Source organism: Serratia sp. CY44782, from assembly GCF_052168715.1.
In the GTDB taxonomy this organism is placed as follows: domain Bacteria; phylum Pseudomonadota; class Gammaproteobacteria; order Enterobacterales; family Enterobacteriaceae; genus Serratia; species Serratia nevei.
The window spans coordinates 18,502-42,330 of sequence record NZ_JBJNME010000015.1; the positions used below are offsets into that span (position 1 = coordinate 18,502).

The 23,829-nt window shown below is 60.5% G+C and carries 19 protein-coding genes; 14 read left to right on the plus strand and 5 right to left on the minus strand.

The features are described 5' to 3' along the window. Positions 1-60 precede the first annotated feature (60 nt). From dksA to thpR, 3 genes are all read right to left on the minus strand, one after another. On the minus strand, positions 61-516 hold the full coding sequence (gene dksA / locus ACJ8HT_RS23220) for an RNA polymerase-binding protein DksA (RefSeq protein ID WP_004937569.1): 456 nt from the start codon (positions 514-516) through the stop codon (positions 61-63). A 183-nt stretch (positions 517-699) separates the two neighbouring features. Continuing rightward, on the minus strand, positions 700-1,407 hold the full coding sequence (sfsA, locus tag ACJ8HT_RS23225; protein ID WP_049200090.1) for a DNA/RNA nuclease SfsA: 708 nt from the start codon (positions 1,405-1,407) through the stop codon (positions 700-702). Beyond that, the gene (gene thpR / locus ACJ8HT_RS23230) at positions 1,404-1,946 is read right to left on the minus strand and encodes an RNA 2',3'-cyclic phosphodiesterase (RefSeq protein WP_060422688.1); all 543 of its coding nucleotides are present in this window, start codon (positions 1,944-1,946) and stop codon (positions 1,404-1,406) included. The genes sfsA and thpR overlap by 4 nt, the downstream gene beginning before the upstream one ends. Before the next feature lie 188 nt (positions 1,947-2,134). Between thpR and hrpB the strand changes: the two genes are divergently transcribed. The 7 genes from hrpB (at position 2,135) to ACJ8HT_RS23265 (ending at position 13,837) form a co-directional block, all read left to right on the plus strand. Next, entirely contained in the window at positions 2,135-4,573 is a 2,439-nt protein-coding gene (hrpB, locus tag ACJ8HT_RS23235) for an ATP-dependent helicase HrpB (RefSeq protein ID WP_197652991.1), read from the plus strand. Positions 4,574-4,691: 118 nt separating this feature from the next. After that, on the plus strand, positions 4,692-7,184 hold the full coding sequence (mrcB, locus tag ACJ8HT_RS23240) for a bifunctional glycosyl transferase/transpeptidase (protein WP_197652990.1): 2,493 nt from the start codon (positions 4,692-4,694) through the stop codon (positions 7,182-7,184). Positions 7,185-7,436: 252 nt separating this feature from the next. Further along, a complete protein-coding gene (gene fhuA, locus ACJ8HT_RS23245) occupies positions 7,437-9,635 on the plus strand; it encodes a ferrichrome porin FhuA (protein ID WP_195873833.1) in 2,199 nt (732 codons plus the stop codon). Between the two features lie 47 nt (positions 9,636-9,682). Next, positions 9,683-10,480 (plus strand): Fe3+-hydroxamate ABC transporter ATP-binding protein FhuC, encoded by a 798-nt coding sequence (gene fhuC / locus ACJ8HT_RS23250; protein WP_049200086.1) that lies wholly within the window; start codon positions 9,683-9,685, stop codon positions 10,478-10,480. Then, positions 10,480-11,388 carry a Fe(3+)-hydroxamate ABC transporter substrate-binding protein FhuD gene (gene fhuD, locus ACJ8HT_RS23255; protein WP_197652989.1) on the plus strand — a complete coding sequence of 303 codons (909 nt, stop codon included), beginning with the start codon at positions 10,480-10,482 and terminating at the stop codon, positions 11,386-11,388. The genes fhuC and fhuD overlap by 1 nt, the downstream gene beginning before the upstream one ends. Beyond that, positions 11,385-13,373: a Fe(3+)-hydroxamate ABC transporter permease FhuB gene (gene fhuB / locus ACJ8HT_RS23260; RefSeq protein ID WP_197652988.1), complete on the plus strand. Its 1,989-nt coding sequence runs from the start codon at positions 11,385-11,387 to the stop codon at positions 13,371-13,373. The genes fhuD and fhuB overlap by 4 nt, the downstream gene beginning before the upstream one ends. A 311-nt stretch (positions 13,374-13,684) precedes the next feature. Next, positions 13,685-13,837 (plus strand): Hok/Gef family protein, encoded by a 153-nt coding sequence (locus ACJ8HT_RS23265; protein WP_171971339.1) that lies wholly within the window; start codon positions 13,685-13,687, stop codon positions 13,835-13,837. 123 nt (positions 13,838-13,960) lie between these two features. On the opposite strand, the gene metK is transcribed toward ACJ8HT_RS23265, so the two are convergent. Beyond that, positions 13,961-15,115, minus strand: coding sequence for a methionine adenosyltransferase (gene metK / locus ACJ8HT_RS23270; protein WP_033654692.1), 1,155 nt, complete (start codon positions 15,113-15,115; stop codon positions 13,961-13,963). Between the two features lie 908 nt (positions 15,116-16,023). Here metK and speA point away from each other — a divergent pair. The 3 genes from speA to ACJ8HT_RS23285 all read left to right on the plus strand — a co-directional run bounded on the left by speA (position 16,024) and on the right by ACJ8HT_RS23285 (position 19,604). After that, a complete protein-coding gene (gene speA / locus ACJ8HT_RS23275) occupies positions 16,024-18,000 on the plus strand; it encodes a biosynthetic arginine decarboxylase (RefSeq protein WP_055311965.1) in 1,977 nt (658 codons plus the stop codon). Positions 18,001-18,194: 194 nt separating this feature from the next. Beyond that, a complete protein-coding gene (speB, locus tag ACJ8HT_RS23280; protein ID WP_004937606.1) occupies positions 18,195-19,115 on the plus strand; it encodes an agmatinase in 921 nt (306 codons plus the stop codon). A gap of 336 nt (positions 19,116-19,451) precedes the next feature. Then, positions 19,452-19,604 (plus strand): Hok/Gef family protein, encoded by a 153-nt coding sequence (locus tag ACJ8HT_RS23285; RefSeq protein ID WP_033638576.1) that lies wholly within the window; start codon positions 19,452-19,454, stop codon positions 19,602-19,604. A gap of 110 nt (positions 19,605-19,714) precedes the next feature. Here the strand turns inward: ACJ8HT_RS23285 and ACJ8HT_RS23290 are convergent, their stop codons facing one another. Beyond that, positions 19,715-20,956 carry an MFS transporter gene (locus tag ACJ8HT_RS23290; protein ID WP_197652987.1) on the minus strand — a complete coding sequence of 414 codons (1,242 nt, stop codon included), beginning with the start codon at positions 20,954-20,956 and terminating at the stop codon, positions 19,715-19,717. Between the two features lie 399 nt (positions 20,957-21,355). On the opposite strand from ACJ8HT_RS23290, the gene ACJ8HT_RS23295 reads away from it, so the two are divergent. The 4 genes from ACJ8HT_RS23295 to ACJ8HT_RS23310 are packed head-to-tail and all read left to right on the plus strand — an operon-like array spanning position 21,356 to position 23,800. Further along, on the plus strand, positions 21,356-21,673 hold the full coding sequence (locus ACJ8HT_RS23295) for a non-heme iron oxygenase ferredoxin subunit (RefSeq protein WP_004937614.1): 318 nt from the start codon (positions 21,356-21,358) through the stop codon (positions 21,671-21,673). A gap of 2 nt (positions 21,674-21,675) precedes the next feature. Next, the gene (locus tag ACJ8HT_RS23300; protein ID WP_004937617.1) at positions 21,676-21,984 is read left to right on the plus strand and encodes a recombinase-like helix-turn-helix domain-containing protein; all 309 of its coding nucleotides are present in this window, start codon (positions 21,676-21,678) and stop codon (positions 21,982-21,984) included. Positions 21,985-22,004: 20 nt separating this feature from the next. Next, the gene (locus ACJ8HT_RS23305) at positions 22,005-23,048 is read left to right on the plus strand and encodes an aromatic ring-hydroxylating oxygenase subunit alpha (protein ID WP_025304204.1); all 1,044 of its coding nucleotides are present in this window, start codon (positions 22,005-22,007) and stop codon (positions 23,046-23,048) included. Continuing rightward, positions 23,045-23,800, plus strand: a complete 756-nt coding sequence (locus tag ACJ8HT_RS23310; protein ID WP_047729877.1) for an SDR family oxidoreductase — start codon at positions 23,045-23,047, stop codon at positions 23,798-23,800. Before ACJ8HT_RS23305 ends, ACJ8HT_RS23310 begins: the two co-directional genes overlap by 4 nt. The last annotated feature ends 29 nt before the right edge of the window (positions 23,801-23,829 follow it).

Below are 23,829 nucleotides of genomic sequence, written 5' to 3' on the forward strand. Positions count from 1 at the left end.
GGTTCCCTTTTTCTCTGTGCGGCGCACGCAGGTGCGCACGCCGCAGCGGTAACAACGGTATTAGCCGGCCATCTGCTTTTCGCGGATCTCAGCCAGCGTCTTGCAGTCGATGCACAGATCGGCGGTCGGACGCGCTTCGAGGCGACGAATGCCGATCTCCACGCCGCAAGATTCGCAGTAGCCGAAATCATCGTCTTCCACTTTCTTTAGCGTTTTCTCGATCTTTTTGATCAGTTTGCGTTCACGGTCACGGTTACGCAGTTCAAGGCTGAACTCTTCTTCCTGAGTAGCACGGTCGGCCGGATCAGGGAAGTTGGCTGCCTCTTCTTGCATATGCGATACAGTACGGTCCACTTCGTCCCTGAGCTGGTTGCGCCACGCTTCAAGAATGCGCTTGAAATGCGACAACTGGGCGTCGTTCATGTACTCTTCGCCCGGCTTCTCTTGGTACGGCTCCACCCCAGCGATGGCGAGAATGCTCAAGGACGAGGTTTTACGGTTTTGCCCTTCTTGCATGTTGCTTCTCCTACATACACACGCACTATCGAATCCCCAATGCGGGGGAAAAACAGGCCGCTATAAATAACAGAAGGAAGGTAGGTTGGCAATTATTCCTGTCGCCCGCTTGACAATCGTGTGAAGGAGGGCGTATTTGGCGATCGTGCTGGCCGGTTGTCTATTTATAGGGACCCGACTGCGCTAATCGATAAAAAACGGCAGCTTATCGCAGAGATAAATACCGTCAGGTGATAACTTTGCCCCGTAACAAACCACTTCCACTCCCAACTGCCGGACCTGTGCCAACAGCGCCGCATAGCGCTCATCTATATGATGTGCCGGTGCGACCTGCTCAATACCGCTGTGTAACACGGCAAAGAACAACACCGCCCGTTGCCCGCTTTCAACCACGCTGAGCAACTCACGCAGGTGCTTTTGCCCTCTGAGCGTTACCGCATCAGGAAAGTAACCACGTTGTTGTTGCAGTAATGTGACTGACTTAACTTCAATATAGCAGTTAACCCGACTTTCTGCCTGTAATAACAAATCGATACGGCTGTTTTCACTGCCGTATTTCACTTCGCTGCTAATTTTACTGTAACCGGATAATTCATTGATTAAATTATGTTCTATCGCCTCGCGCACCAGCGCGTTGGCGCGCAGGGTGTTGACGCAGATCCAGTGTCCCTGTTGGGTATGGGTCAGCTCCCAACTGTGGGCGTATTTGCGCTTGGGATTGTCCGAGGTGGAGTACCAAACGGTGTCGCCGGGCGTGGCGCAGCCGGTCATGGCGCCGGTATTGGCACAGTGCAGCGTAAAGGTTTCCCCTTCCGGGGTGATCACGTCCGCCAGAAAGCGTTTGTAACGTTTGATCAGCGTGGCGGAACGCAGCGGTGGAGAGAAAATCATGCGGATGCCTGCTTGGCCAACGGCCACTGTTCGAGGTGTTGATAGCGGGTGCGGCCGTTTTCGAACACCGACTCATATAAGGAAAAGGCGTCGGCGCTGAACGCCCAGCCCGGCGTCGCCGGCGGGATCGCCACCGGCTGGGTGGCGGCGCGCAGCAGCGTGATGTGCGGATGGAACGGCAGCGCGCTTTGATGGCAGCCGTTGCGGGCGGCCTGCGAACGCAGCAGCTCGGCCAGCTGCAGCAGCCCGCGCGGCGCGCGGCGGGTGCCGAGCCAGACTACGCCGGGGCGCGGCCAATGGCCGAGATCGTCGAGCCGCATGCTGAAGCCGGGTTGCACGATGCGGCCGGCCAGTTTGCGCAGCGCCAGCTCTTTCTGCGCGGTGACCTCGCCGAGAAACGCCAGCGTCAGGTGCAAATTAGCCGCCGCCACCGGTCGGCCGGCCTCCGGCGCAAACGCCTCGGCGCGCCAGCGGATCACCTGCTGTTGCAGGGCATCAGGCAAGGACAGGGCGAAAAATAGGCGGCGCGAATTGGACATGGGGGCTCGGTAAATAATGACAAATCCGTCGGGACAGACATGGATGCGGCTTGCAACGGTCTCGCGCGAAGCGGGACGCATGGACGAGCTCCGTACTATAGCTAACGCCGCCGCAGTTTGAAAGGTTACGGGGACAAAGCTAATGCTACACTGTACGCCGTTTAACGTTAACCACCACGGAGAGTTCAGTGTCTTCATTGCCCGTCAGCGCGGTGCTTGATGAGTTGCTGGCTGCGTTGCAGTCCGCTTCTCAGGTGCTGTTGCACGCCCCGACCGGCGCCGGTAAATCCACCTGGCTGCCGCTGCAGATCCTGGCTAAGGCCGGGTTGCCGGGGCGCATTATCATGCTGGAGCCGCGGCGGCTGGCGGCGAAAAACGTCGCCTATCGCCTGGCGCAGCAACTGGGGGAGGAGCCCGGCCAGACCGTGGGCTACCGCATGCGCGCCGAAAGTAAAAGCGGGCCGCAAACCCGGCTGGAAGTGGTGACGGAAGGCATTCTCACCCGCATGCTGCAGCAGGACGCCGAACTGCAGGACGTGTCGCTGGTGATCCTCGATGAGTTCCACGAACGCAGCCTGCAGGCCGATCTGGCGCTGGCGCTGCTGCTCGACGTGCAGCAAGGGCTGCGCGACGATCTGAAACTGCTGATCATGTCGGCCACCCTGGACAACGCTCGCCTGTCGCAGCTGCTGCCGGAAGCGCCGGTGGTGGTGTCCGAGGGGCGTAGCTTCCCGGTTGAGCGTCTGTATCAGCCGTTGGCCAGCCATCAGCGGCTGGAGGATGGCGTAGCGGCGGCGGTGAAGCGGTTGCTGGCCGAACAGCCGGGGTCTTTGCTGCTGTTCCTGCCGGGCGTGGCGGAGATCAATCGGGTGCTGGAGCGATTGACCGGCGAGGTGGCGAGCGATACCGATCTTTGCCCACTGTATGGCGCGCTGCCATTGGCGCAGCAGCAAAAAGCAATTCAACCGGCGGCGTCTGGCCGCCGCAAGGTGGTGCTGGCGACCAACATCGCCGAAACCAGCCTGACGATCGAGGGCATTCGGCTGGTGGTGGACAGCGGCCTGGAGCGCGTGGCGCGCTACGACGTGCGCAACGGTCTAACGCGGCTGGCGACGCAGCGCATCAGCCAGGCGTCGATGGTGCAGCGTGCCGGGCGCGCCGGGCGCCTGGAGCCGGGCCTTTGCTGGCATCTGTTCGCCAAAGAACAGGCGGAGCGCGCGGCGGAACACGCCGAACCGGACATTTTACAGAGCGATCTCACCGGCTTCTGGCTCGAGTTGCTGCAGTGGGGATGCCATGATCCTGCGCAGCTTACGTGGCTTGATGCGCCTCCGGCGGCGGCATTGGCGGCGGCCAGGGCGTTGCTGCACCGGTTGGGGGCAACGGATGACTGCGATAAACTCACCACCCCGGGGCGCCAGATGGCCGCGCTGGGGTGCGAGCCGCGGCTGGCGGCGATGCTGGTCACCGGCGCGGCGCTGAGTGCCGAAGGCCTGGCGACGGCGGCGTTGCTGGCGGCATTGCTGGAAGAGCCGCCGCGCGGCGGGCAGATGGATATCGGCTACTGGCTGAGCCGCCCGCAACCGAACTGGCGGCAGCGTGCCGCGCAGTTGGCCAAACGCCTGCCGCAACGTGCGGGGCAAATCGACGTTGATCTGGCGCCGCGCCTGTTGGCGACGGCGTTTACCGATCGTATCGCCCAGCGCCGAGGCCAGGACGGCCGCTACCTACTGGCCAACGGTCTGGGGGCGGCGATGAACCAGGACGAGGCGCTGTCGCGCGCGCCTTGGCTCATCGTCCCCAGCCTGTTGCAGGGCCACAATAGCCCCGATGCGCGTATCCTGTTGGCGTTGCCGGTGGATATCGACGCGCTGGCGGCACAGCTGCCGGCGATCGTCACACAGCGCACGGCGGTGGAGTGGGATGACGAGAAGGGCACGCTGCGCGCCTGGAAGCGCCAGCAGATCGGCCGTCTGACGCTGCGCGCCCAGCCGCTGGCCAAACCGGCGGATGAGGAGCTGCAGCAGGCGCTGCTCGATTGGGTGCGCGCACAGGGGCTGGCGGTGCTCAACTGGGAGGGCGCCGCCGAACAATTGCGGGTGCGCCTGCAGTGCGCGCAAGCCTGGCTGCCGGAGGCGGAATGGCCGGCGATGGACGAAGAACCCCTGCTGGCGGCGCTGGAGCAGTGGCTGTTGCCGTCGCTGAACGGCGTGCGCGATTTGCGCGGTTTGAAGCAGGTCAACATCGCCGAGGCGCTGTCCCGTCTGCTGGACTGGCAGCAAAAGCAGCGGCTGGATAATGCGCTACCCACTCATTACACTGTGCCGACCGGCAGCCGCCTGCCGATCCGTTATGAGGCCGGCAAACCGCCGGCGCTGGCGGTGCGTTTGCAGGAGGTATTCGGCGAGCAGCGCAGCCCGATGTTGGCGGAGGGTCGCATCCCGGTGGTGCTTGAGTTACTCTCACCGGCGCACCGGCCGTTGCAAATCACCGGCGATCTGGCTGCCTTCTGGCAAGGTGCCTATCGCGAGGTGCAAAAAGAGATGAAGGGCCGCTACCCGAAACACGTTTGGCCGGACGATCCGGCCACGGCGGTACCGACGCGCCGAACGAAGAAATATCAGTAGGTCGCGATCATTTAAGGTTTGGAATTCAGATGTTTCTTCTGGTCAGCGCTGCGGCGTAGGCACAGATTAAGCGACTAATCATGGCCGGCAGTGTCGGCAAGCTCGGAGAACAACAGCCATGGCTGGGGATGACCGCGAGCCCATCGGGCGCAAAGGAAAACAACCAAAAAGCACCGCGTCGCGCAAGCCGCCGCGCCGTCGCCGAGACGACGATTATGACGATTACGAAGAAGACGAGTATGACGATGATGAGTATGAAGAGGAGGAGGAACGCATGCCGCGTAAGGTAAAAGCGACTCCGCCGCGTAAAAAACGCCGTTGGCTTGGCCTGTTTATCAAACTGATCCTGGTGATCGCCGTCCTGTTGGCGATCTATGGCGTTTATCTGGATTCCCAGATCCGCAGCCGTATCGACGGCAAAGTCTGGCAGCTGCCGGCGGCGGTGTACGGCCGCATGGTCAACCTGGAACCGGGCATGCCGTACAGCAAGAAGGAGATGGTCAACCTGCTGGAAGGCATGCAGTATCGCCAGGTCAGCCGCATGACGCGTCCGGGCGAGTTTACCGTACAGGCCAACAGTATCGAGATGCTGCGCCGCCCGTTCGACTTCCCGGATGGGAAAGAAGGGCAGATCCGCGCCCGTCTCGACTTCCAGAACAACCGTCTGGCGAAGATTGAAAACCTGGACAGCGGCCGCAGCTTCGGCTTCTTCCGCCTCGATCCGCGTCTTATCACAATGCTGCAGTCACCGAACGGTGAGCAGCGTCTGTTCGTGCCGCGTTCCGGTTTCCCGGATCTGTTGGTGGATACGCTGATCGCCACGGAAGACCGCCACTTCTATGAGCATGACGGCATCAGCCCATACTCCATCGGCCGTGCGGTGCTGGCCAACCTGACCGCCGGACGTGCGGTGCAGGGCGGCAGTACGCTGACGCAGCAGCTGGTGAAGAACCTGTTCCTGAGCAACGAACGTTCGCTGTGGCGTAAGGCTAACGAAGCCTATATGGCGCTGCTGGTGGATTACCGTTACAGCAAGGACCGCATTCTGGAACTGTATCTGAACGAGGTGTACCTCGGCCAGAGCGGCAGCGACCAGATCCGCGGCTTCCCGCTGGCCAGCTTGTACTACTTCGGCCGTCCGGTGGACGAGCTGAGCCTCGATCAGCAGGCGCTGCTGGTCGGCATGGTCAAGGGCGCGTCGCTGTACAACCCGTGGCGTAACCCGAAACTGGCGCTGGAGCGCCGCAACCTGGTGCTCAAGCTGCTGCAGAACCAGGGCGTGATCGACGGCGAGCTGTATGACATGCTGAGCGCGCGTCCGCTGGGCGTGCAGCCGAAAGGCGGCGTCATTACGCCACAGCCGGCGTTTATGCAGATGGTGCGTCAGGAACTGCAGACCAAGCTGGGCGATAAGGTCAATGACCTGTCCGGCGTGAAGATCTTCACCACGCTGGATCCGGTGTCGCAAGACGCGGCGGAAAAAGCGGTCGAAGACGGCATCCCGGCGCTGCGCGCTGCGCGTCACCTGCAGGATCTGGAAGCGGCGATGGTGATCGTCGATCGCTTCAGCGGTGAAGTGCGCGCCATGGTCGGCGGCGCCAACCCGCAGTTCGCCGGCTTCAACCGCGCCATGCAGGCGCGCCGCCTGGTCGGCTCGCTGGCCAAGCCGCCGACGTACCTGACCGCGCTGTCCGAACCGGATAAATACCGCCTCAACACCTGGCTGGCGGATGCGCCGCTGTCGCTGAAGCAGCCGAATGGCGCCGTCTGGCAGCCGAACAACTATGACCGTAAATTCCGCGGTCAGGTGATGCTGGTGGATGCGTTGGCCAACTCGCTGAACGTGCCGACGGTGAACCTCGGCCTGTCGGTCGGGCTGGATCAGATCAGCGCTACGCTGCAACGCCTGGGTATCCCGAAAGCGGAGATCAACCCGGTGCCATCGATGCTGCTGGGGGCGATCGGCCTGACGCCGATGGAAGTCGCTCAGGAGTATCAGACCATCGCCAGCGGCGGTAACCGTGCGCCGCTGTCGGCGGTGCGTTCGGTGATCGCCGAAGACGGCACGGTGCTGTACCAGAGTTTCCCGCAGGCGGAACGCATGGTGCCGGCGCAGGCCGCTTACCTGACGCTGTACGCGATGCAGCAGGGCGTACAGCGCGGGACTTCCCGCTCGCTGTCGGTGAAGTTCCCGAACTACAACCTGGCGGCGAAAACCGGTACCACCAACGATCTGCGCGACAGCTGGTTCGCCGGCATCGACGGCAAGGAAGTGGCGATCGCCTGGGTGGGACGCGACAACAACGGCCCGGCCAAGCTGACCGGCGCCAACGGCGCGTTGACCCTGTATCGCCGTTATCTGGAAAACCAGACGCCGCTGCCGCTGATGCTGCAGCCGCCGGAAGGCATTAACCAGATGAGCATCGACTCTGCCGGCAACTTTATCTGCGGCGGTGGCAGCTGGCGCACCATCCCGGTCTGGACCGACAATCCGCAGGGATTGTGCCAGGCCAGCCAGGCGGCGGTGCAGCAACAGCAGCAACCGGCGGCGGGTGAGCAAAAAGATGGCGATGGCGTCGCCGGCTGGATCAAGGATATGTTCGGCCAGTAATCGCTACCGGGGCGCCGGCCCCGGTGAAAATTTTTTCTTTGTTATTAAGCCCGTAACCTTGGTTGCGGGCTTTTTTTATTTTTCCGCTCGTTTTATTTCCCTGTTAACTGCATGGCTAAGCGCCTAATCCTTAACCTATTTGCCCTATGAATTCGGCTTGCAGTTTAATTTGGCTTCTGCATAAAATGCGACGCTTATAATAATTATTATCGTTTACATTCGTCATTTAATTATTCATCAGAGAAATCAACTATGCCGACCAAGCGTCTTTCATCATCCGCGGCCAAGCAGGGCCGCACCCCCGTCAGCGCGTTAGCGATCACCGTCGCTGCGGCGTTGGGCACGCTGGCGATGCCGGCTTTTTCCGCCGACGCCAAGCCGGCCGCCAAGGAAGACACGATTACCGTTGTGGGCGGTAGCAACACCGCCCAGCAGGAAAGCGCCTGGGGGCCGGTCGGCACCTATGTCGCCAAACACAGCGCCACCGGCACCAAAACCGATACGCCGATCGAAAAGAACCCGCAGTCCGTTTCCGTGGTGACGCGTGAAGAGATGGACATGCGTCAGCCGGATACGGTGAAAAGTGCGCTGGCTTATACCCCAGGTGTGATGATTGGGAATCGCGGAGCCTCCACTGCCTATGATGCTGTGAACATTCGTGGCTTCAGCTCTGTAGGTACCAATATGTACCTGGATGGTCTGAAGCTGCAGGACGATAACTATTCGATTTATCAGATTGACCCATACTTCTTGGAGCGGGCGGAAGTGCTGCGCGGGCCGTCTTCGGTATTGTATGGCAAAAGCAACCCAGGTGGGGTGGTCGCTCTGGTCAGTAAACGGCCGACAACAGAGACGCTGCGCGAGGTTCAATTCAAAATGGGGACAGATAATCTGTTCCAGACCGGTTTTGACTTCAGTGACGCCTTGGATGATGCGGGTGTTTATTCATATCGTCTGACAGGTGTGGCACGCGATGAAGATCAGCAGCAGGTTGGCGAGAAAAGCAAACGTTATGCTATTGCTCCTTCCTTCAGCTGGCGACCTGATGATCGCACTTCTTTGACTTTCCTCAGCAGTTTCCAGGATGACCCTAGCGTTGGCTTCTATGGCTGGTTGCCGAAAGAAGGTACGGTGCAAAATGGCGTCAATGGTAAGTTACCAACCAGCTTCAACGATGGTGAGCCGGGCTATAACAACATTTCTCGCAAGCAGCAAATGGTGGGGTATGCCATTGAACATGCTTTCGATGATGTTTGGACCGTGCGTCAAAACCTGCGCTATTCGAAAATGGATGTGGACTACCGTTCTATTTATGGTTTAGGCATTGATCCAGATAATTCCGCTGAGCTGAAGCGTGGCGTGATGAACTCCAAAGAGCATATGTCCAGCTTTGCAGTAGACACACAGGCGCAGGCCAAATTTGCTACCGGGCAAGTTGACCATATCGTGTTGATGGGCGTTGATTATATGCGTATGCGCAATGATGTCGTTTATCAATATGGCAGTGCATCCAATCTGAATGTCATTGCTCCACAATATGGTAATCGAAGCTATGCCATTACCGGTGGTGCCAGTCAGGTTAACCGTCAGGAGCAGACCGGCCTGTATGTGCAAGATCAGGCTGAATGGAACAACTGGGTTCTGACGATGGGGGGGCGCTATGATTGGAGCGATACCAACAGCACCAATCGCCTGAACCAGAATTCCGTCTCTAAGCAGCAGGATAACCAGTTTACCGGCCGTGCTGGCTTGAACTATGTTTTCGAAAACGGCATCGCGCCTTATGTCAGCTACAGCGAATCGTTTGAGCCAACCTCAGGCACTGATTTTTCAGGTAATACGTTTGCTGCCTCTAAAGGCAAACAGTATGAGGCTGGGGTTAAATACGCACCTAAGGATCGTCCGATCACCGCCAGTTTGGCGCTTTACCAGTTGACTAAAACCAACAATAAAGTGGCTGACTTAGAACACCCGTTCTTTAGCGTCCAGGGTGGGGAGGTCCGTTCTCGTGGGATTGAGTTGGAGGCGAAGGCGGCCTTGTCGGCTAACCTCAATCTGTTGGGCTCTTACACCTACACGGATGCTGAATATACTAAAGATACTTCGCTACAGGGAAATACACCTTCCGCTATTCCTAAACACATGGCTTCCCTGTGGGCGGATTACACCTTCCATGAAACCGCGATCAGCGGCTTGACCTTGGGTTCCGGCGTTCGCTATGTCGGCTCCAGCTATGGCGACGAGGCCAATACGTTTAAAGTGAAGGATTACACGGTGTTTGATGCCGCGATAAAATATGATCTGGCGCGTTTCAATTTGCCGGGCTCTTCGATTGGCATCAATGTGAACAACCTGTTTGACAAAGAATATGTCTCCAGCTGCTTTGCTACCTATGGCTGCTACTGGGGCGCAGAACGCCAGGTGGTCGCCACCGCAACCTTCCGTTTCTAACCGGATAGCCGGGGCGGCGGCGCGTCGCCCCGGACAAAGCAGGATCTATGCAGGACAAACTTCTTAATCCCGGCGCGACCTTCGCGCTGGATAACGCCAGCTTCGCCGTCCCCGGCCGGGTGCTGTTGCAACCGCTGTCGCTCAGTTTTCCCCAGGGCAAAGTCTGCGGCCTGATCGGCCATAACGGTTCCGGTAAATCCACTCTGTTGAAACTGCTCGGGCGGCATCAAGCCCCCAGCGGTGGCCAGGTACTGCTCAATCGGCAGCCGTTGGCGCAGTGGGACAGCAAATCCTTCGCCCGCCAGGTGGCTTACCTGCCGCAGCAGTTGCCGGCGGCGGAAGGCATGACGGTACGCGAGCTGGTGGCCGTCGGCCGCTATCCGTGGCACGGCGCGCTGGGGCGTTTTGGCGCCAACGATCGCCAATTGGTCGAAGAGGCCATTTCACTGGTGGGGCTGAAGCCGTTCGCCAACCGCCTGGTGGACAGTCTGTCCGGCGGCGAGCGCCAACGCGCCTGGCTGGCGATGATGGTGGCGCAGGACAGCCGCTGCCTGCTGCTTGACGAACCGACGTCGGCGCTGGACATCGCGCACCAGGTCGAGGTGCTGGCGCTCATCCAGCGCTTGAGCCGCGAACGCGATCTCACGGTGATCGCCGTGCTGCACGACATCAACATGGCGGCGCGCTACTGCGACCATCTGGTGGCGCTGCGCGGCGGTGAAATGATCGCCCAGGGCGGCCCGCTGGAACTGATGCAGGGGCCGGTGCTGGAGCAAATTTACGGTATTCCTATGGGCACGTTGCCGCACCCGAGCGGCGGCGCGCCGGTGAGTTTTGTCTACTGATGTCTTCTGCATTCACTTCTTCTCACGATCCGCTGCGCCGCCGTTTGTTGATGGCGCTGGCGCTGTCGCCGCTGTTGGGCTCGTTGTACGGGCGGGCGGCGGATGCGCCACCGGATATTGCCCGCGTTGCGGCGCTGGAATGGCTGCCGATCGAACTGCTGTTGGCATTGGGCGTGACGCCGCTGGCGGTGGCCGATGTGCATAACTACAACCTGTGGGTGGCGGAGCCGAAGCTGCCGGCGACGGTGGTCGACGTCGGTCAGCGCACCGAACCTAACCTCGAACTGCTGCAGCAGCTCCAGCCTTCGCTGGTGTTGCTGTCGCAAGGCTATGGCCCGACGCCGCGAAAAATCCAACCCATCGCGCCAACCATGAGCTTCGGCTTCAACGACGGCAGTGGCAAACCGCTGACCGTCGCCCGCCAGTCGCTGCTGGCGCTGGGCCAGCGGTTGGGCATAGAAAGCCGGGCGGTAAACCACCTGGCGCAGTTCGACCGCTTTATGCAGGATGCGCGTCAGCGCCTGCAAAGCTATACCCGGCAACCGCTGCTGTTGTTTTCGCTGATCGACACGCGCCATGCGTTGATCATCGGCCAGAAAAGCCTGTTCCAGGAAGCGATGGACCAACTGGGCATTCGCAATGCCTGGCAGGAAGAAACCAATTTTTGGGGTACGGCGGTGGTGGGGATTGAACGGTTGGCTACGGTGCGTAATGCCCGGGTCATCTATCTCGATCACGGCAATCAGGCGATGATGGACAAGGTCAGCGCGACGCCGCTGTGGCAGTCGTTGCCCTTTGTGCGGCAAAACCAGCTGCGGCAGGTGCCGGCGGTGTGGTTCTACGGCGCCACGCTGTCGACGATGCGGTTTTGCCGCCTGTTGGCGCAGGCCCAGGAGAGTGCGGCATGAATGCGGGCATCCGGAGATTACCGCTGACGCTGATCCTGCTGTTGCTGGCGGCGGCAGGCGGCCTGACGATATACAACCTGGCGCAGCTGCCGCCGCCGGCGCAATGGGCGCGAGCGCTCAGCGCGCCGGACATCGACGACGTGCGGCAAATGCTGTTCCATTACAGCCTGCTGCCGCGTTTGACGGTGTCGCTGTTGGCCGGCGCCGGTCTGGGGTTGGTCGGCGTGCTGTTCCAGCAGGTGTTGCGCAATCCGTTGGCGGAGCCGTCGACGCTCGGCGTTGCCGCCGGCGCGCAGCTCGGCCTGACCATCGCCACGCTGTGGGTGCTGCCGGGAGGCGAATTCACTCGCCAGCTTGCCGCTATGGTGGGCGCGATTGTGGTGGGCGGGCTGGTGTTCGGCGTCGCCTGGGGCAAGCGGATGTCGCCGGTCACGCTGATTCTGGCCGGGCTGGTGCTGGGGCTGTACTGCGGCGCGGTTAACAGCCTGTTGGCGCTGTTTCATTACGATCAGCTGCAGGGCATGTTCTTGTGGGGTACCGGCGCGTTGAACCAACAGGACTGGAGCGCCGTGCAGTTCATTCTGCCGCGTTTGCTGGTGGCCGGCCTGCTGGCGGCGCTGTTGCTGCGCCCGCTGACGCTGCTGGGGCTGGACGACGGCGTGGCGCGCAACCTGGGGCTGGGGCTGTCGATGGCGCGCTTTTGCACCCTGGGGCTGGCCATTATCTTCAGCGCCATGTTGGTGAGCGCGGTGGGCGTTATCGGCTTTATCGGCCTGTTTGCGCCGCTGATGGCGAAGATGCTGGGCGCGCGCCGCCTGGCGCACCGCATGATGCTGGCGCCGTTGCTGGGGGCGCTGTTGCTGTGGTTGACCGATCAGGTGATGCTCGGGGTAACGCAGGTGTGGCGCGAGATCCCGACCGGAGCGGCCACCGCGCTGTTCGGCGCACCGCTGCTGCTGTGGCTGCTGCCGCGTTTGCGCAGCGCCGCCACGCCGCCGCCGATGAACCTTGGTGACAAGGTGCCTGCTGAACGCGGGAATCTGCCTGCCTGGATCTTGGTGGGTGGCCTCGTACTGCTGATCGGCCTGACGCTGGCGCTGATGTTGGGCAAAAATGCTGGCGGCTGGCACTGGAGCCTGGGTGCGGAATTGGACGCTGTGTTGCCGTGGCGTTGGCCGCGGGTGCTGTCGGCGCTGGCGGCGGGCATGATGCTGGCGGTCGCCGGCACGCTGATTCAGAAGCTGACCGGCAACCCGATGGCCAGCCCGGAAGTGTTGGGCATCAGCTCCGGCGCCGCTTTTGGCGTCGTGATGATGCTGTTTATGGTGCCGGGCGACGCCTTCGTGTGGCTGCTGCCCGCCGGCAGCTTGGGGGCGGCCGCGACGCTGCTGATCATCATGATCGCCGCAGGCCGCGGCGGTTTCTCGACGGAACGTATGTTGCTCGCCGGTATCGCGCTCAGCACCGCCTTTACCACTGTCATCTTCCTGCTGTTGGCCAGCGGCGATCCGCGTATGGGGGGCTTGCTGACCTGGCTCTCTGGCTCGACCTATTCGGTGGAGCCGGCGCAGGCGCTGCGTACCGCGCTGGTGGCCGCCGGCCTGATGGTATTGGCGCCGCTGTGCCGCCGTTGGTTGACCATCCTGCCGCTCGGCGGCGCCACCGCCCGTTCGGTGGGCATTGCGCTGACGCCGGCGCGGTTGACCATTCTTTTATTGGCCGCCGTGCTGACCGCCATGGCGACCCTGACCGTAGGGCCGTTGAGCTTTGTCGGGCTGATGGCACCGCATATGGCGCGCATGCTGGGCTTCCGCCGTGCGCTGCCGCAGATGGTGATTGCCGCGCTGCTGGGCGGCTTGCTGATGGTGTTTGCCGACTGGTGCGGGCGGATGCTGCTGTTCCCGTACCAGATCCCCGCCGGGTTATTGGCGACCTTTATCGGTGCGCCGTACTTCGTTTATCTGTTGCGTAAGCAGACGTCGTAATCGGCGTCTCGCCGTGCTTTTTCTGCCATCAAAGGCTCAGCGTCGCTGAGCCTTTTTTTATTTTTCAGGGTGTTGCAAGGCGCTGCGAGCGGTTGCGCAAAAACGCTATTGCGTACGAAAAGGAACACGTGGCGTGGCGGTGAGATGAATATACTGCGGGCGGGGGCTCTGGATCTTTGTCTCTGGAGCCCGTGCGAAAGAGACAAAGAGAAAAGCCCCGAGTCGATATCCATCAACCCGAGGCCTACTCTAACGCACGACAACGTTAAGTTAGCCTCTTACCCGCCGCGAGGCAAGGAGAAGAAGGCATGATGCCGAACAAACGGAGCCTGTTAAAATTGGTGGTTATTTGTGCCACGGTAATATCACTGGCATGGATAACTCGCAGCACGCTGTGTGAGCTGCGGATCCGATCGGGCACTACGGAGGTTGCGGCCATTTTGGCTTACGAATCCGGACGGTAAGGCAACCCGGCAGCGGGGGCTTGGCCTCCGCTTGCTGGCAGTCGATGCGTTGATCCGGGAGCACCCATCCGCTCAAAAAAAACGGCGAGCCTCAGCTCGCCGTTTTCATGTTGATGTCGGGGCTTATTTCAGGCCGGCGGCATCGCGCAGCAGCGCGGCTTTATCGGTCGCTTCCCACGGGAAGTGCTCGCGGCCGAAGTGGCCGTAGGCAGCGGTTTCGCGGTAGATCGGCTGCAGCAGATCCATCATCTGGATCAGGCCGTATGGGCGCAGATCGAAGAATTCACGCACCAGCAGCGTCAGCTGTTCGGTTGGCACTTTCTCGGTACCGAAGGTTTCCACCATGATGGAGGTCGGTTCCGCTACGCCGATAGCGTAAGACACCTGGATCTCGCAGCGATCGGCCAGGCCGGCGGCGACGATGTTTTTCGCCACGTAGCGCGCTGCGTAAGCCGCGGAACGGTCAACCTTGGACGGATCCTTGCCGGAGAAGGCGCCGCCGCCGTGGCGCGCCATGCCGCCGTAGGTGTCGACGATGATTTTACGCCCGGTCAGGCCGCAGTCGCCCATCGGGCCGCCGATAACGAAACGGCCGGTCGGGTTGATGTGGTATTTGGTGCCCGCCGTCAGCCATTCCGCCGGCAGGACCGGTTTGATGATCTCTTCCATCACCGCTTCTTGCAGATCTTTCAGCGCGATGTCTTCGGAATGCTGAGTGGACAGCACCACGGCGTCGATGCCGACGATTTTGCCGTCGTCGTACTGGAAGGTCACCTGGCTCTTCGCGTCCGGACGCAGCCACGGCAGGGTGCCGTTTTTGCGCACTTCGGACTGGCGCTGCACCAGACGGTGCGCGTAGGTCACCGGAGCCGGCATCAGCACGTCGGTTTCATTGGTGGCGTAGCCAAACATCAAGCCCTGATCGCCGGCGCCCTGCTCGAGAGGATCGGTACGGTCAACGCCCTGATTGATATCCGGGGATTGTTTGCCGATGGCGCTCAATACTGCGCAGGAGTTGGCGTCAAAGCCCATGTCCGAATGAACGTAGCCGATTTCGCGTACGGTTTTGCGGGTGATCTCTTCGATATCGACCCAGGCGCTGGTGGTGATTTCACCGCCGACCAGCACCATGCCGGTTTTCACGTAGGTTTCGCAGGCGACGCGCGCTTTCGGATCCTGTTCCAGGATGGCGTCGAGGACGGCATCGGAGATCTGATCGGCGATTTTATCGGGATGTCCTTCGGAGACGGATTCGGACGTGAAGAGGTGTTTAGCCATTATGTTCTTTACCTTGCATAAGACGGGTTAGAAATTACTGCACAGCGCTGGAGATCCGGCATCAAAGCGAAGGGTCTTCCGCTGATGGCGCGAGATGCATCCTGCAACGCCCCTCAGGCAAAGCCGTTAAGCAGTTTATCAGTTAACCAGTATAGATGGATTAACATCTGGACGTCTATTTTAGGTCAGGGTTTAGCCAGATTGCCAGTAATTTTTTGCGCTTTCGCTCTTTTGTGCAAACGGGTTGGCGCCATTTTCATCGCTTGAAACAGTTTTCGGCGAATTTTCATTTTGCTTTTTCACCTGCTTACCGGTATAAACTGCGCGCGCGGTTCATTTGCTGCACAGTACGGCGATTGGCGGTGGGGAAGGTGCGATAAACTTCCGCTTTGCATTCGCCGGCGTTGCGCTATTATCCGTCGCAGGCGTTCGCCGTGAGCGCCGCCGCTTCATCGAACGGTCACGTTCTTACACTATTTTAGAGGCTGGGTCGTTCACTCCGAACGGCGCGCGTGGAGGTGGTTGGATTAATGATCCGTTGTCTACCGGTTGTTGGTTCCCAACAGCAGTGCCGTTCTGGCGCACATTCTTCTGCTATTTCCCGTCTTGTCTCTCTGTCACTTACCAGGTGCGATAAACACTTGGCCGCTACTCAGGATTCTCGGGCCGGCTAACGGTCGTCTGAAGAACTGAACAAGGGTAGCCTGCAGCCTTCCTGTGGGATGTTTCTTGGCCCGATTCACGAGGTTTGAACAGGGTGTCTTACAATTATATGAGTGATAAACCGATCGCTGACCGCGAACGGCAGTTCTCTTCGCTGCCGCCAGCGCGGCTTGTTGGGTTGTTCTCGCGGGTTGTAGCTGCGATAGTGGCTGACGGTTTCGTCAGTGCGGAATGTGAGGCGAACCATGTCTGATGATCTGTTGATTCACCGCCCGCCGGTTGCGGGCGAGTCTTTATCTTTGCGCTCCATGCAGGAGGTTGCCATGAATGATCGTAATGCCAGCAAGATGCTGCGCACTTATAACGTCGCCTACTGGGGCAACAATTACTATGACGTCAACGAGCTGGGCCATATCAGCGTGTGCCCGGACCCGGATGTCCCGCAGGCGCGCGTCGATCTGGCAGAACTGGTGAAAACGCGCCAGCAAGACGGGCAGCGTTTGCCTGCGCTGTTCTGCTTCCCGCAGATCCTCCAGCATCGCTTGCGTTCGATCAACGCCGCGTTCAAACGCGCGCGTGAGTCCTTCGGTTACCAGGGCGGCTATTTCCTGGTGTATCCGATCAAGGTAAACCAACATCGCCGCGTGATTGAGTCGCTGGTGAACTCCGGGGAACCGCTGGGGCTGGAAGCCGGCTCCAAGGCCGAGCTGATGGCGGTGCTGGCGCATGCCGGCATGACCCGCTCGGTGATCGTCTGTAACGGCTATAAAGATCGTGAATACATTCGCCTGGCGCTGATCGGGGAAAAACTGGGGCACAAGGTGTACCTGGTGATCGAGAAGATGTCCGAGATCAACCTGGTGCTGGAAGAAGCCGAACGGTTGAACGTCATACCACGCCTGGGCGTGCGTGCGCGTCTGGCTTCGCAGGGCTCCGGCAAATGGCAGTCGAGCGGCGGCGAAAAATCCAAGTTCGGTCTGGCGGCGGTGCAGGTGCTGAAGCTGGTAGAGACCCTGCGCGAAGCGGGCCGTCTCGACAGCCTGCAACTGCTGCACTTCCACCTGGGCTCGCAGCTGGCCAACATTCGCGATATCGCCACCGGCGTGCGCGAATCGGCGCGTTTCTACGTTGAACTGCACAAGCTGGGCGTCAACATTCAGTGCTTCGACGTGGGCGGTGGCTTGGGCGTCGACTACGAAGGCACCCGCTCGCAGTCCGACTGCTCGGTGAACTACGGCCTGAACGAATATGCCAACAACGTGATTTGGGGTATCGGCGACGCCTGTAACGAACACGGCCTGCCGCACCCGACGGTGATCACCGAGTCCGGCCGCGCCGTGACCGCGCACCACACGGTGCTGGTCTCCAACGTGATCGGCGTAGAACGCAACGAATTCAGCGAACCGCTGCCGCCGGAAGCCGACGCGCCGCGCGCGCTGGAAAGTATGTGGGAAACCTGGCTGGAAATGAACGAGCCGGAGAACCGCCGCTCGCTGCGCGAATGGCTGCACGACAGCCAGATGGATCTGCACGACGTGCATACCCAATACGCGCACGGCATGTTGGATCTGACCAAGCGTGCCTGGGCCGAACAGCTGTATCTGAACATCTGCAACAAGATCCAGCAGCAGCTCGATCCGAGCAACCGCGCGCACCGCCCAATCATCGACGAACTGCAAGAACGCATGGCGGACAAGTTCTACGTCAACTTCTCGCTGTTCCAGTCGATGCCGGATGCCTGGGGTATCGATCAGCTGTTCCCGGTGCTGCCGCTGGAAGGGCTGGATAAGCCGCCGGAAGGCCGCGCGGTGCTGCTCGACATCACCTGCGACTCCGACGGCACCATCGACCACTATGTCGACGGCGACGGCGTGGCGACCACCATGCCGATGCCGCCGTACGATCCGGAGAATCCGCCGGCGCTGGGCTTCTTCATGGTCGGTGCGTACCAGGAGATCCTCGGCAACATGCACAATCTGTTCGGCGATACCGCCTCGGTTGACGTGTATGTGTTCCCGGACGGCAGCGTCGAGACCGAACTGTCCGACGAGGGCGACACCGTGGCGGACATGTTGGAGTACGTGCAGCTCGATCCGAGTGCGCTGCTGGCCAAATTCCGCGATCAGGTCAAAGAAACCGACCTGGACAGCGAGCTGCAGGCGCAGTTCCTGGAAGAGTTTGAAGCCGGCCTGTACGGCTACACGTATCTGGAAGACGAGTAACCGCCCTCTTCAGGGGGGCGATGTCGGCCCCCTTGAAGCATGGATAAAATGCGGCCATAATCTGCCGTATCGGTAGCACCGAAACACACATCGAATAAATCCCTTTCTCGTCGGGCTAACGACGCGGGAGGGATTTTTTTTTGTAACGGCCCGGCGTCTGCGCCCGGCAACTTGTTGAACTACGAGGGTTTACTATGAGCACCTTAGGCCATCAGTCCGATAATTCATTAGTGTCCAATGCCTTTGGTTTCCTGCGCTTTCCGCTGAACTTCATGCCTTACGACAGCGATGCAGAGTGGGTCATCACCGGCATTCCGTTTGACATGGCGACCTCCGGTCGCGCCGGTGGCCGTCACGGCCCGGCGGCTATTCGTCAGGTATCCACTAACCTGGCCTGGGAAGGCAACCGTTGGCCGTGGAGCTTCGATCTGCGCGATCGGCTGAACGTGGTTGACTGCGGCGACATCGTGTTCAATTTCGGCGACGCGCAGGACATGAGCGACAAGCTGCAGGCGCACGCGGAGAAACTGCTGAAGGCCGGTAAGCGCATGCTCTCGTTCGGCGGCGACCACTTCGTGACCCTGCCGCTGCTGCGCGCTCACGCCAAGCATTTCGGCAAGCTGGCGCTGGTGCACTTCGACGCCCATACCGATACCTACGCCAATGGCAGCAAGTTCGACCACGGCACCATGTTCTATCATGCCCCGAACGAAGGCCTGATCGATCCGCACCACTCGGTACAGATCGGTATTCGCACCGAGTTCGATCATGACAACGGCTTTACCGTGCTGGACGCCGCGCAGGTGAACGATCGCAGCGTGGACGACCTGCTGACCCAGATCAAAGGTATCGTCGGCGACATGCCGGTGTACCTGACCTTCGACATCGACTGCTTGGATCCGGCGTTCGCACCGGGCACCGGCACGCCGGTGATCGGCGGCCTGACTTCCGATCGTGCGCTGAAACTGGTGCGCGGCATGCAGTCGCTGAACATCGTCGGCATGGACGTGGTAGAAGTGGCGCCGGCCTATGACCAGTCCGAGATCACCGCACTGGCTGCGGCGACCCTGGGCCTGGAGATGCTGTACCTGCAGGCGGCGAAGAAACACGCCTGACGCCAGGTCACGCCTCGCTGAAAAAGCGGCTCCCATCGTATGGGGCCGCTTTTTTTTATTTCATTTGTCGCCATCCGCGCTGCGATTTTCAGCCTGTTGCAACGCCTTTGCGCAATCCTGCGCAGAAATGAAACTGAGTCAGAGAATAAGGACACGGGACAACGGAGAGGATGAATATACTGCGCGCGGGTGCTCTGGATCTTTGTATCTGGAGCCTGCGTGAAAGGTACAAAGAGAAAAGCCCCGAGTCGATATCCATCAACCCGAGGCCTACTCTAACGCCAGCAACGTTAAGTTAGCCTCTTACCCGCCGCGAGGCAAGGAGAAGAAGGCATGATGCCGAACAAACGGAGCCTGTTAAAATTGGTGGTTATTTGTGCCACGGTAATATCACTGGCATGGATAACTCGCAGCACGCTGTGTGAGCTGCGGATCCGATCGGGCAACACGGAGGTTGCGGCCATTTTGGCTTACGAATCCGAACGGTAAGGCAACCCGGCGACGGGGGATGTCCCCCGTCTGCTGATTGTTGGCGTCCAGATCCATGAGCACCCTCTCAACGCTGTCGGTTTTCCGCCGCACGGGACAGGGAAACGGGTCTATGCCCGCTTCACCTGCCGCGCCAGCAACATGCGGCCAAACAGTGCACCGCCTGCCAGCAGCGTCAGCAGCTGCGAGGCGATCAGCACCGCAAAGCCTGAAGACACCTTACCCTGGCTGGCCATCACCATGCCCATCGCCATCGGCACAAACGCCGAGAACAGATTGCCGATGCCGTTGATCAGCCCATAGGCGCTGCCGACCGCCTCCGGCCGCGCATAATGTTGCAGCAGGGTAGGGATCGCCGCGCCCTGCGCGCCCCAACAGGCATTGGCCGCCAGCAGGAAGAAGGCGATCCAGCCAAGCTGATGGCTGTTCATCACGCCATAGATGCACAGCGCGGTCGCTGCGCCGCCGCAGACGAAGATCAGCGGCGCTTGATAAGGGCGGATGCGATCGAGCAACACGCCGCCGAGGTATTTGGAGGCGATGCTGACGATGAAAGGCAGCGCGGCCATCCAGCCCATCTGCTTGATGGAGAACCCCTTTTCATCGATCAGATACGCCGGCAGCCAGGAGCTGGAGCCCCACAGATAGCTGAGCGTGGCGATCTCGATCAGCAGGATCCAGCCGAGCATCGGCGTGCGCCAGGCCAGCGTAAAGGTGTGCCAGATGCGGCTCAGCACCGGTTGCGGATCGGCAGGGCGCGAGGGTGAAGACAGGGCGAGGGGATGAACGAACAGCCGCACCAGCGCCAGCCCCAGCAGCAGGTTGAGCAGCGCCAGCAGGTGAAACGACATCGCCCAGCCGAAATGCGCCATCAGAAAACTCACCAGCGGAAAGCCGAGCACCAGCCCCAACGAAACGCCCAGCGCGCTGACCGCGTTGGGCTTGCCGCGCTCGTCGGCGGCGAAATGATCGCTGATGTACATGGTCTTCAGCGAGAACAGCGGCCCTTCGCTGACGCCAAGCAGCGCGCGCACCACGCACAGCAGCATCAGCGATCCCGCCAGCGGCGAGGCGGCGGTGAGCAGCGCCCACAGCACCACGCTCAGCGTCAGTGCGCGGCGGTAACCCATCAGCGTTTCCAGAAACGGCGTCAGCAACATGGCGGACAGGCCGTAGCCGAGCAAAAACACCGTCATCAGCGTGCCCTGGTGGGCGCGGTCGCCGCCGAGTTGGAAGTGTTGCAGGAAGTTGGGATTGACCAACATCACGGCGATATTGACCCGATCCGCATAGGCGATAACGATCAGAAACAGCAGGGCGATCACCCCAAACCAGCGTTGACGTTGTTGCACGTTGCGTTCCTCAATGCGAGCGGTTGACGAATTCAGGCAGCAGCAAACTCACCCGCGGATGCCATTGCGCACAAACGCGGGGGGATGAGGCTGATTGATGTAAATTTATTGTTATCAAATAGGGTGTGGAAGACAGTGAGAAAACACTTTTACGCGCAATGCGTCGTCGGAATCAACGCATTTTTTGCCATAAATTAGCGGGAGAGCGCACAACTGACATAGGTTTTTCATATCGGTGCATGATTTCGTGATCCTTCCCGCATTTGTCATTTTTAAACAACCTTTCATTAACATTTGCCGTTCCGCTCGCTTGACGAAAGTTTCGCCAGACCTATAGTGGCTGTATTAAATAAGAAACTGAGTTTCATATATGAAACAATCAGATAGAGGACAAAAGCAATGAGCTGGAAGAATGTGTGCGAAGTGTCTCAAGTGAAAGAAGATTTTCCTTTCTCCGGCAAAGTGGAAGGAAAAGAGATCGGGGTGTACCTGCTCGACGGTAACTACTACGCGCTGGAAGACGTCTGCCCGCATGCTTATGCCTTGCTCAGCCAGGGGTTTGTAGACGACGGCAAAGTTGAGTGCCCGCTGCACGAAGCGCTGTTTGACGTGCGCACCGGCCAGTGCCTGCGCGAGCCGGGCGGCCGCGATCTGCAAACCTATCCCACCCGGGTGGTCGACAACCAAATCCAGATCACCTTTATCGCGGAGGAGTAATCATGCAGCACATCACCGATTTCAATCCCTGGCTGCCGGACACCCAACAGGTGACGCCGGCCCGCGAAGGCGGCAACGGTCAAATCCATCAGCCGGGCCAGTTCCGCAATGTCATCTGGCAAAACCGCGCTCGTGTGCCGGACGGTTTCGAAACCGCCCTGGTGGCGGCGCTGGAAACGATCTTCGATCAGGGCGCGGAAGAGCTGGAGCAGATCGTCAGCGCGTTGAATCAGCGCCGCCTGTTTGATCGCAGCGGCCAACCGTGGAATGAGGCGACGTTCCGCGAATTCCTTCACGTTAACGGTTTCTGAGCCACATCCGGGAGAAGACAATGACAGCAAACACAACATCCTCCGAACAGAGCCTGCAGGACTATCTTGACCAGGGGTTGCGCGGCATGTGGTATCCGGTGCTGGCCAGCTGGGAAGTGGGCAACAACCCGGTCGGCATCACCCGCCTGGAGCAGCAAATCGTGGTGTGGCGTGACGGTGAAGGCCAGATCCACGCGCTGGAAGACCGCTGCCCGCACCGCGGCGCGCGGCTTTCCATGGGGTGGAACCTCGGCGATCGCATCGCCTGCTGGTATCACGGGGTAGAGGTCGGCGGCGACGGTACGGTGAAAGACGTGCCGGCAGTGGATCGCTGCCCGCTGGTGGGGCAAAAATGCCTGCGTTCTTACCCGGCCAAAGAAGCCTATGGCGCGGTGTTCCTCTATTTCGGCGTGACGGCGGATGAAGCGCCGGCGGAGCTGACTTTCCCGCAAGAGCTGGCGGACGAAGCCTCGTACAGCAACTTCCTGTGCACCGCCAGCTGGGACTGCAACTATCAATACGCATTGGAAAACGTGATGGATCCGATGCACGGCACCTACCTGCACTCTTCCTCACACTCGATGGCGGAGGGGGATCGCAAGGCGGATATGGGGCTGGAGCCGACCGACAGCGGGTTTATCTTCAAGAAGAACGGCCAGATCGGCGTCAACTTCGACTGGGTGGAGTTCGGCAGCAGCGGCGCCTATTGGATGCGCCTGTCGATCCCATACAAGAAGCGCTTCGGGCCGGGTGGTCACTTCTGGATCATCGGCATGGTGGTGCCGGAAGACAAGGATCACTGCCGGGTCTTCTTCTGGCGCATCCGTAAGGTCAAAGACTGGCAGCGCGACATGTGGCGCTTCATGTACCGCAACCGCCTGGAATCATTGCATTGGGACGTGCTCGAGCAGGATCGCATCGTGCTTGAGAACATGGCGCCTAACGCCCGCGGCCGCGAATACCTGTACCAGCACGACGTCGGTCTTTCTCGCCTGCGCCGCCTGATGCAGAAAGAGGCGCAGAAACAGCTGGCGACGCTGCGCGAGCGGGAGGCGGCGCAGTGAACGGCCTGCTGAACGGTAAACGCATCGTGGTCACCGGGGCGGCGCGCGGCCTGGGCTACAGCTTCGCCGCCGCCATCGCCGCCGCCGGCGCGCAGGTGGTGATGTGCGACATTCTGGCGGATGAACTGGCGGCGAGCGGTGCCGCGCTGCGCGAGCAGGGCGCTCAGGTGGAAACGCAGACGATCGATCTGGCGTCACCGGATTCGATCCGCTCGGCGTTCGAGAAGATCGCCGCTGGCGGCGGGATCGACGGCCTGGTAAACAACGCGGCGCTGGCGACCGGCGTCGGCGGCAAAACCATGATGGAATACGATATCGATCTGTGGGATCGGGTGATGCAGGTCAACGTGCGCGGCACCTGGCTGGTGAGTCAGGCGGCGGTGCCGCTGCTGGCGCGTAATCCGCACGCCAAGATCGTCAACGTGGCGTCGGACACTGCGCTGTGGGGCGCGCCGCGCCTGATGGCCTATGTCGCCAGCAAAGGCGCGTTGATCGCGATGACCCGATCGATGGCGCGCGAACTGGGCCCGCAGGGGATCTGCGTCAACGCCATCGCACCGGGCCTGACGCGGGTGGAAGCCACCGAGTATGTGCCCGCCGAGCGCCATCAGCTGTATGAGCAGGGGCGCGCGCTGGCCGGGGCGCAGCATCCGGACGATGTGAACGGTACGGTGCTTTATCTGCTGTCGTCGCTGGCGGATTTTGTCACTGGCCAACTGCTGCCGGTCAACGGCGGCTTCGTATTCAACTGAGGCCCGCAGGGCAGGCGCACAGCGCAGGA